This is a genomic window from Mycobacterium kyorinense (genome assembly GCF_001672775.1).
Lineage (GTDB): Bacteria > Actinomycetota > Actinomycetes > Mycobacteriales > Mycobacteriaceae > Mycobacterium > Mycobacterium kyorinense_A.
In genome coordinates this window covers 73,172-79,672 of record NZ_LZKJ01000078.1, presented here as the reverse complement: position 1 = coordinate 79,672, position 6,501 = coordinate 73,172, and the positions used below count along the sequence as shown (strand labels likewise).

6 protein-coding genes and 1 pseudogene are annotated in these 6,501 nt (G+C 67.5%); 4 read left to right on the top strand and 3 right to left on the bottom strand.

What is annotated here, in order from left to right:
* Positions 1-428, bottom strand: a pseudogene (locus A5707_RS08085) (ATP-dependent DNA ligase); the annotation flags it as partial.
* Between the two features lie 87 nt (positions 429-515).
* On the opposite strand from A5707_RS08085, the gene A5707_RS08080 reads away from it, so the two are divergent.
* On the top strand, positions 516-1,274 hold the full coding sequence (locus A5707_RS08080; protein WP_065013977.1) for an SDR family NAD(P)-dependent oxidoreductase: 759 nt from the start codon (positions 516-518) through the stop codon (positions 1,272-1,274).
* A 132-nt stretch (positions 1,275-1,406) separates the two neighbouring features.
* On the top strand, positions 1,407-3,572 hold the full coding sequence (locus A5707_RS08075) for an acyl-CoA dehydrogenase (protein WP_065013976.1): 2,166 nt from the start codon (positions 1,407-1,409) through the stop codon (positions 3,570-3,572).
* 48 nt (positions 3,573-3,620) lie between these two features.
* Here A5707_RS08075 and A5707_RS08070 read toward each other — a convergent pair whose 3' ends face one another.
* A complete protein-coding gene (locus A5707_RS08070) occupies positions 3,621-3,977 on the bottom strand; it encodes a Zn-ribbon domain-containing OB-fold protein (protein WP_065013975.1) in 357 nt (118 codons plus the stop codon).
* Between the two features lie 44 nt (positions 3,978-4,021).
* Between A5707_RS08070 and A5707_RS08065 the strand changes: the two genes are divergently transcribed.
* Both A5707_RS08065 and A5707_RS08060 read left to right on the top strand, forming a co-directional pair.
* Positions 4,022-5,197 (top strand): thiolase family protein, encoded by a 1,176-nt coding sequence (locus tag A5707_RS08065; protein WP_065013974.1) that lies wholly within the window; start codon positions 4,022-4,024, stop codon positions 5,195-5,197.
* Positions 5,198-5,292: 95 nt separating this feature from the next.
* Positions 5,293-6,249 carry a sensor histidine kinase gene (locus A5707_RS08060; protein WP_065013973.1) on the top strand — a complete coding sequence of 319 codons (957 nt, stop codon included), beginning with the start codon at positions 5,293-5,295 and terminating at the stop codon, positions 6,247-6,249.
* Here the strand turns inward: A5707_RS08060 and A5707_RS08055 are convergent.
* Positions 6,242-6,499 (bottom strand): HypC/HybG/HupF family hydrogenase formation chaperone, encoded by a 258-nt coding sequence (locus tag A5707_RS08055; RefSeq protein WP_065013972.1) that lies wholly within the window; start codon positions 6,497-6,499, stop codon positions 6,242-6,244. The two genes, A5707_RS08060 and A5707_RS08055, sit on opposite strands and share 8 nt — an antisense overlap.
* Positions 6,500-6,501: the final 2 nt, after the last annotated feature.

Below are 6,501 nucleotides of genomic sequence, written 5' to 3'. Positions count from 1 at the left end.
CCGGCCGCCGCCACCGCGTCGGCCATGATTCCGGCCAATGCGCCTTGACGCAGCTCACCGGTCAGCAGTCGGCGCAGAAACGCCTGCTCGGTGTCGGTGGCAGCGGCGAACAGCGCAGCGACGCTTTCGGCGCGTCGGGTCTGCGAGCCGGCGCCCGACAGCGCGCCGATCGTCGAGAACACTGCGTCGACGTCGCGCACGGTCAAACTCGGCTGCGTCGCGGCCGGTGGTAGCGAGCGCAGGCTGGCCCAGCCCACCCCGATCTGGCGCTGCGGCAATTCGCCGGAAAGCCAGGACACCACGATCGCGACGAGTTGCGGGTCGGATTGTGTCTGGATGAGCAGGTCGGCGATCCGCGCGATCTTGGCCCGCCGCGCGGAAGCGCCGCCTACGTCGACCCAGGCGGCCGCCACGTCGGTCAGCAGCACAGCCCAGCTTTACACGCCTGGCCGACAACGTCACGCACGGCCGCGCTAACGTGCTGGACACAAGAGCTGTCAAACACGGAGGTTTGCATGGAGATCAACGGCAAGAAGGTGGTCGTCATCGGCGGCGCCTCGGGCATGGGACGGGCCACCGCCGAACTGCTGGCCGCACGTGGGGCCAGCGTCGCGATATTCGACCGCGAAGGGTCCGACGGCAAGGACGTCGCCACCGCGATCAACGGCACGTTCTACCCGGTGGACGTGACCGACTTTGCCGGCACCGCGGAGACGCTGCAGACCGCAGTCGATGCGCTGGGCGGTCTGCACGTGATCGTGACGACGGCCGGCGGCGGTATCGCCAAGCGGACGATGTCCAAGTCGGGCCCGCACGATCTCGAATCCTTCCAGTCGGTGATCGATCTCAACCTCATCGCGACCTTCAACATCAGCCGGCTCGCGGCCGCCCACATGAGCACTAACGAACCTGAGGACGAAGAGCGCGGCGTCATCGTCAACACTGCGTCGATCGCGGCGTTCGAGGGCCAGATCGGGCAGGTGGCCTACACCGCGGCCAAGGCCGGTATCGCGGGCATGTGCCTGACCATGGCCCGCGACCTCGGATCGCTGGGCATCCGGGTGCTGGCGATCGCGCCGAGCCTGTTCGCGACCGGGCTGACCAAGGGTATTCCGGACGAGTACGCCACCGCGCTGACCAAGGACGCGGCGTTCCCGAAGCGGTTAGGCCGGCCCGAGGAGTACGCCAAGCTGGTCGCGGCCATCGTCGACAACCCGATGCTCAACGGCCAATGCCTGCGGCTGGATGCCGGACAGCGCTTCGCCCCGAAGTGATCTAGCTACCCCGCGACGCAGAAGCCACGGTCGTGATCGCGGCCTCGACCACAGCCCTGGCTTCTGTTTCGCGGTCAAACCGCCTGTGAGTACGCTTCTTGCACCGCCTGCAACGACGAGGAGGGCCCTCGAATGGGTATCGCACTGACCGACGACCATCGCGAACTCGCCGAGGTGGCCCGCGGGTTTCTGACGTCACAAAAGGCGCGTTGGGCGGCGCGGTCGCTGCTCGATGCGGCCGAGGAGGCGCGTCCGCCGTTCTGGCAGGACCTCGTCGAACTCGGTTGGCTGGGCCTGCATATCGACGAGGAGCACGGCGGCTCGGGATACGGATTGCCCGAATTGGTCGTGGTGGTCGAGGAACTGGGCCGGGCGGTGGCGCCTGGGCCGTTCGTGCCGACCGTCATCGCGTCGGCCGTCATCGCCAACGAAGGCAGCTCGGAGCAGAAGGGCCGGCTGTTGCCGGGGCTGATCGACGGCACGGTCACCGCCGGCATCGGGCTCGGTGGTGAGGTCACCGTCGACGGGGGAGTGGCCACCGGCGACGCCGGAATCGTGCTGGGCGCCGGGCTGGCCGAGTTGTTGGTGATCGCCGCCGGCGACGACGTGCTGGCGCTGGACCGCGGCCGAGACGGCATCTCGGTCGAGGTGCCCGACAACCTCGACCCGACACGACGCTCGGGGCGGGTCAAGCTGCAGAACGTCAAGGTCACCGACGACGACATCCTGTCGACGGGACGGGAATCGCTGCTGGCGCGAGCCCGGACGCTGCTGGCGGCCGAAGCCGCCGGTGGAGCGTCGGATTGCCTGGACGCCGCGGTCGACTACGCCAAGGTGCGCCAGCAGTTCGGCCGCACCATCGCCACCTTCCAGGCGGTCAAGCACCACTGCGCGAACATGCTCGTGGGTTCGGAGTCGGCGACGGCCGCGGTGTGGGATGCCTCCCGCGCGGCCGGCGAAGACGAGGAGCAGTTCCGGCTGATCGCCGCGGTGGCGGCGGCGCTGGCGTTCCCGGCCTATGCGCGCAACGCCGAACTGAATATCCAGGTGCACGGCGGAATCGGATTCACCTGGGAGCACGACGCACATCTGCATCTGCGCCGCGCGTTGACCACCCGCGCGCTGTTCGGCGGCGACGCCCCCGCACAGGATGTCTTCGATCGCACCGCGGCCGGTGTCACCCGGGCCAACAGCCTCGACCTGCCGGATGAAGCCGAAGAGCTGCGCGGCCAAATCCGTGCCGACGCCGCCGAGATCGCTGCGTTGTCCCCAGAGGCGCAGCGCGACAAGCTGATCGCCACCGGCTACGTGATGCCGCATTGGCCCAAGCCCTGGGGTCGCGCCGCGGATGCGGTGGAGCAATTGGTGATCGAGGAGGAGTTCACCGCCGCAGCGATCAAGCGGCCGGACTACTCGATCACCGGATGGGTCATTCTGACCCTGATCCAGCACGGAACGCCTTCGCAGATCGAGAGATTCGTCGAGAAGGCGTTGCGCCAGGACGAGGTGTGGTGCCAGTTGTTCTCCGAGCCCGATGCCGGATCGGATGCGGCTGCGGTCAAGACCCGCGCCACCCGCGTCGACGGCGGCTGGAAGATCAACGGGCAGAAGGTGTGGACCAGCGGGGCGCACTACTGCCGTCGCGGCCTGGCCACCGTGCGCACCGATCCGGAAGCGCCCAAGCACGCCGGCATCACCACGGTGATCATCGACATGAAAGCTCCCGGTGTGGAGGTCCGCCCGCTGCGGCAGATCACCGGCGGCTCGGATTTCAACGAGGTGTTCTTCAACGACGTGTTCGTTCCCGACGAGGATGTGGTCGGGGAACCCAACACCGGCTGGACGGTGGCCCGTGCGACGTTGGGCAACGAGCGGGTCAGCATCGGCGGCGGCGGTTCGTACTATGCGGGCCTGGCCGGGCAACTGGTGCAGCTGGCGGGGCAGTACGCAGATCGGTTGGCCGGGGCCACCGTTCGCGTCGGCGCCTTCCTGGCCGAAGAACACGCGCTGCGGCTGCTGAACCTGCGCCGCGCGGCTCGCAGTATCGAAGGCGCGGGCCCCGGCCCCGAAGGCAACATCACCAAGCTCACGCTGGCCGAGCACATGGGTGAGGGCGGTGCGATCGCTGCAGCTCTGCTGGGGCCCGAAATCGCCTTGGGCGACGGGCCCGGCGCGCTGGTCAGCCGGCTGGTGATGGGTGCCCGCGGCATGGCGATCGCCGGCGGCACTTCCGAAGTCACCCGCAACCAGATCGCCGAGCGGATTCTCGGCATGCCCCGCGACCCGCTGATCAAGTAGTGCGCGACCCCGCGAGCGTCACGCTAGCGTGGCGGTGCGGGTCGAGCGTCACGCCAGCGTGGCCACCGGGGCGAACACCGGCGTCGCGCCCTGCTCGAACCGGGCTTCGACGGGCATGCCGCATACAACTGAATCCGGCTGGCAGTCAACGATATTGGCGGCCAGCCGAAGCCCCTGCTGTTCGTCCAGTTCGACGATCGCGATCACGTAAGGAGTCGGGATGTCGGGGTTATACGGATGGAAGTTGACCGTGAAGGTGAACACCGTGCCGCGTCCCGACACCGGACGGGCCACCAGCGGGCGGTCACATCGCGGGCAAGACTTGGCCGACGGATGAACCCAATGGACACAGGTGTCGCAATATTCGATGAGCAACTGCGACTTCGGTTCTGCGGTCACCGGCATTACAGTACGCTCTGTTGGACTGGCGGTGCGGACGGACGGCTCTGATGCGACACTTCGAGAAGGACGCGATCGTTTCCGGCGTCGGGATTTCGCGAATCGGGCGCCGTACCGGCGTCCCGTCGCTGGAGCTCACCCTCGAGGCGGTGCATGCGGCCATCGCTGACGCGGGGCTCAACGCCACCGACATCGACGGCATTGCCACCCTCGGGGATACGCCGGTGCCCGACGTCGCTGCGGCGCTGGGGGTCGAACCCGTTGACTACAGTTCCGGTTTCGGCGTCACCGGGCTCCTGACCCCGGTCACGTCGGCGTGTCGTGCGGTGGCCGACAAGCAGAGCAGGCACGTGCTGGTGTATCGCACGGTCCAAATGATCGGCGGCTCGGTGCCGGCGGCGCCGACGTCGGAGTCGCCGCCGTCGGCACAGCAGACCCAGAGCGAACAACCCAGTATCGGCGGAATGGACGATATCGTCGAACTCATTGCCGCCCATGCGTACTCGGCTGCGAACTGGCTGGCGTTGCATTGTCGGCGACACATGGAACTCTACGGAACCACCAAGGAGCAGCTCGGCTGGTTGGCGATCAACAGCCGTCGCAACGCGGCGATGAATCCCCTTGCGGTGTACCGTGAGCCGCTCACCATGGTCGACTACCTTGCGGCGCGGCCGGTTTCGGCGCCGTTCGGGTTGCTGGACTGCGACGTCCCGGTCGACGGGTCCATCGCGGTGGTCGTCTCGGCCGCCGATTACGCTCGCGACTGCCCGCATCCGGCAGTGGCCGTGGAGGCCGTCGGTGGGTCCGACGGTGTCGGTGGCTGGTTTCACCGCCCGGACTACCCCAAGATGGCATCCAGCGACGCAGCGGCGCAGATGTGGTCGCGCACCGACCTGACGCCGTCGGACCTCGACCTGGCTGAGTTGTACGACGGTTTTACCTTTCTCGCGCTGGCGTGGCTGGAAGCGTTAGGCATCTGCGCAGACGGCGAAGCCGGGCCGTTCGTCGAGGGTGCCGAGCGGATCGCTCGCGACGGCCTACTGCCGCTGAACACCTACGGCGGGCAACTCTCGGCGGGCCGCATGCACGGCTACTGGGTGCTACACGAAGCGTGTCTTCAACTGCGCGGACAGGCCGGTGAACGGCAGCTGACGCGGCGGCCGGAGGTCGCGGTGGTGGCCGCGGGCGGTGGTCCGATCGCCGGATGCATGTTGCTGACCTGCTGAGTTGCGCCCACACCGCGAGGGCTGACCGGTGACCCGCAGCTGGCCGCGTAGCATCAAGGCGGGTTGGGGGATTGCGTCGCGATCAAGGGGCGATTATGCGTGAGAGACGCGCCGAGCCGGCCGGCTTGGTGCACTCGGCGCTCTTCTACCGATCCGAACAGGAATATCTCGACGCGACAGTGCCGTTCATCGCCGACGGGTTAGACAAGGGTCAGCCGACGATCGTCGCGCTGCCAGAAGAGAAGTTGGCGGCAATCCGTGACGGGCTGGGTGATGCGGCCGTAGACGTCGCGATGACCGATATCACCGAAGCTGGCCGCAATCCGAATCGGCTTCTCGGCCTACTGGGCGCTTTCGTGGCCGAGCACCCGGGCGAACGGGTGCGGATGGTCGGCGAACCCGTGTGGCCCAGCCGCACCGCGGACGAATATCCGGCATGCGTGCGGCACGAGGCCCTGTGCAATACGGCCTTCGCTGGCAACGAGGTAACCGGGGTGTGCCTCTATGACGCCGAGCAACTGGCCGATACCGTGCTGTTCGACGCCTGCACCACGCATCCGCTGCTGTGGCGCAACGGGACGGCCGACCGCAGCGCCGATTACGCCCCGGATGCGGCGATCGCCCGCTACAACCAGCCGCTCCCGACCAGCGCCGACGCGGCCGCCTATACGGTGCGAAGCCTGGCAGACCTCACTGGCGCACGTGCTTTCGCCAGCCGTTACGCGGGGTGGTTAGGTCTGTCCCAAGCCGGGATCGCCGATCTTCAGTTGGCGGTGACCGAGTTGGCAACGAACAGTTTGCAGCACGCCAAAAGCCATTGCCGACTGGCGATTTGGCAGCACAACGGTCATCTCGTTTGTCAGGCGCGCGATCGTGGGCGATTTGACGACCCGATGGCCGGGCACCGCCTGCCGCCTGGTAACGCCATCACCGGGCGCGGTTTGTTTCTGGTGAACACGATCGCGGATCTTGTCCGCACTCACGCCGCCGAGGCAGGTACCACGATCCAAGCGTACTTTCGACTGACGCCGTCGCCGGTGATGGTCAACTGAGGCCGTCGGACTCAATGCGGCCGCGGCCCATCAACTCCAGACCGGCCATCGCCGCGTCGGCGCCGGCCTTGTCGGTTTTCTCTACCACAAAGCCCATGTGGATGATCACCCAGTCGCCCGGAGCGAATGTCTCCTCGGGCAGCATGCCGACATTGACCCGGCGGTTCTCACCGGCGACGTCGACCAGCGCGAGTTGGCCACTGTAGCCCTCGAGCATGCGCACCACTTGACCCGGAATCCCTAGGCACATCG

Excerpts from the sequence above, each read along its gene's own strand:
- A5707_RS08080 (WP_065013977.1), top strand. The coding sequence starts at position 516 with ATGGAGATCAACGGCAAGAAGGTGGTCGTCATCGGCGGCGCCTCGGGC.
- A5707_RS08075 (WP_065013976.1), top strand. The coding sequence starts at position 1,407 with ATGGGTATCGCACTGACCGACGACCATCGCGAACTCGCCGAGGTGGCC.
- A5707_RS08070 (WP_065013975.1), bottom strand. The coding sequence starts at position 3,977 with ATGCCGGTGACCGCAGAACCGAAGTCGCAGTTGCTCATCGAATATTGC.
- A5707_RS08065 (WP_065013974.1), top strand. The coding sequence starts at position 4,022 with ATGCGACACTTCGAGAAGGACGCGATCGTTTCCGGCGTCGGGATTTCG.
- A5707_RS08060 (WP_065013973.1), top strand. The coding sequence starts at position 5,293 with ATGCGTGAGAGACGCGCCGAGCCGGCCGGCTTGGTGCACTCGGCGCTC.
- A5707_RS08055 (WP_065013972.1), bottom strand. The coding sequence starts at position 6,499 with ATGTGCCTAGGGATTCCGGGTCAAGTGGTGCGCATGCTCGAGGGCTAC.